The organism is Edaphosphingomonas laterariae (assembly GCF_900188165.1).
GTDB classification, from domain to species: Bacteria; Pseudomonadota; Alphaproteobacteria; order Sphingomonadales; family Sphingomonadaceae; genus Sphingomonas_E; species Sphingomonas_E laterariae.
The window spans coordinates 1-1,539 of record NZ_FZOS01000079.1; the positions used below are offsets into that span (position 1 = coordinate 1).

General features: G+C 64.4%; 1 protein-coding gene and 1 pseudogene. One reads left to right on the forward strand and one right to left on the reverse strand.

Features of this window, described 5'->3' with window-relative positions:
• Positions 1 to 110 (reverse strand): annotated as a pseudogene (locus CHB74_RS21855) (IS5/IS1182 family transposase); the annotation flags it as partial.
• Positions 111 to 240: 130 nt separating this feature from the next.
• On the opposite strand from CHB74_RS21855, the gene CHB74_RS21435 reads away from it, so the two are divergent.
• Positions 241 to 1,449: a hypothetical protein gene (locus CHB74_RS21435; RefSeq protein ID WP_245843155.1), complete on the forward strand. Its 1,209-nt coding sequence runs from the start codon at positions 241 to 243 to the stop codon at positions 1,447 to 1,449.
• The last annotated feature ends 90 nt before the right edge of the window (positions 1,450 to 1,539 follow it).

Sequence of the window (1,539 nt, forward strand, 5' to 3'; positions counted from 1 at the left end):
TCGAGAAACAGTCTGCCATCACTGCGCGGGCCGCGCTTACCCTTGCGGCCGCCCGGAACAAACTCTCGCAATCGCTCCCACTGATCGTCCCGCAGCACTTCCCCTTCCACGCCAACCTCCAAAAGTCAGCGTTGAATCAGAAATCCAGTCCAACGTGAATCCCTAAAATGTCACTACAGCCTAGCCGCATCGGGATAATGCCCGATTGTCGGCGGCCATCCGTGCGGCCAAGCTGGCGCCATGACCGGTGGGGAACGGCACACGCAGATGGATGCGGATCGATGGGCAGCGGCGGCCGGCGATGCAGGGGCCTTTGAAGGCGGGCCGCCCCGGCGCCTGACCGCGCTCGCCCTGCTGCCCACCCCGCTTTGCCCCAACCACCATAGCCGCGTGCTCATGGTGTTCGTGCTCGCCTGGCTACCGCTGGCGCTGCTCACCCAGCTCGCGCCAGCGGAGGCGGCAGCCCCGGCCAGCTTCCTGCGCGATTTCGGCGTCCATGCCCGCTTCGCTTTCGCCGCGCCGCTGCTGGTGCTGGGCTATGCCGTCTGCGCCAACCGGCTGGGCGTAATCGCGCTTTCCTTCCTCCGTTCCGAATTGCTGGACGATGCCGGCAAGCAACGCTTCGTCGATGAACTTGCCGCCGTCCGCCGGCGCGCCAATTCGCTGTGGGCGGAGGCGGCGACGGTGCTGATCGCTTATGCGATGATCGGCGCAATCGTGCTGAATCATGGCGGCCTGTTGACGCAGGTTTCCTGGCAGCGGGGCGACATGGGTGCAGGCCTGTCGTTCGCCGGCTGGTGGAATGCGCTTGTCAGCCTGCCGCTGTTGATCATCCTGCTGATCGGCTGGCTATGGCGCATCCTGCTGTGGACGCGCTTCCTGCACGTCGTGGCGGGGCTGGATCTCAAACTGATCGCCGCGCATCCCGATCAGGCGGGCGGGCTGGGTTTCCTGAACCAATCGGTGCGCGCCTTCGGGACGCTCGGCATGGCGCTGGGCACGATATCCGCCGGGCGCTTCGCCCAGGTCTATGCCGACGCCGCCGCCACCAAATTCACCAATGCGCTGCTGATGGGCGGAACGGCGGTTCTGGTGCTGCTGCTGTTCATCGGCCCGTTGCTAGCCTTTGGCCCGCCGCTGGTCCATTGCTGGCGCCGTGGTGCGGCCGCTTATGGCGGATTGGCGTCAAGCCTTGGCCATCAGTTCGAGAAACGCTGGTTCACCGATGCGCGCGAGCGCGGGCCGGACATGCTGGGCGAACCGGATTTCTCGGCCACGGTCGACCTTTATGGCGTGGTTTCCAACGTCTATGCGATGCGCTTCCTGCCGGTGGATTTCCGCAGCGTGCTGCTCCTGCTGTCGATGACGCTCGCCCCCTTCATCCCCGCGATGTTCGTGTCGATGCCCACCGACGTGGTGATCGCGGAGCTGAAGGGGTTGCTTTTCTAGGCTGTAGTGACGATTTAATTATTTGATCCAGAGCATGATGCTGGCGAGTTTGACGAAGCCGAGGAAGTTGGCGGCGAGCTTGTCGTAACG

What these genes read in the sequence shown, in the direction of transcription:
- CHB74_RS21435 (WP_245843155.1), top strand. Translation starts at nt 241, where the DNA reads ATGACCGGTGGGGAACGGCACACGCAGATGGATGCGGATCGATGGGCA.